The organism is Pseudomonas sp. DE0010, assembly GCF_007680745.1.
Lineage (GTDB): Bacteria > Pseudomonadota > Gammaproteobacteria > Pseudomonadales > Pseudomonadaceae > Aquipseudomonas > Aquipseudomonas parafulva_B.
This window is the reverse complement of record NZ_VEJQ01000218.1, coordinates 1-266: the sequence shown is the minus strand read 5'-3', so window position 1 is coordinate 266 and position 266 is coordinate 1. Positions and strand designations below refer to the sequence as shown.

Genomic DNA, 266 nt, shown 5'->3' with positions numbered 1-266 from the left:
CGACGACACGGCCATGGACTATGCAGGCACGGTGCGCTGGAACGACGCCGTTGCCGCCGAACACAGCCAGTGCGGCCAGGGCGCGGTCGGTGTCAGCCAGGGGATAGCTGCCCACCACCCGCAATTGCGCGACCGTGGCGGTGCAGGTCAGCAGGCCTGGGCGATAGCGCCCCAGCTCCGCCACCAGCGCCGCCAGCGACCAGTCGTCCACCACCAGCCGCCCCTGGCGCCAGAGTTGCCGCCCCGGATCGACCGGCCCCAGTGGC

General features: G+C 72.6%; 1 pseudogene. It reads right to left on the bottom strand.

The annotated features are described in order from the left end of the window. Positions 1-266: pseudogene (locus tag FS767_RS22310) on the bottom strand (hypothetical protein); the annotation flags it as partial.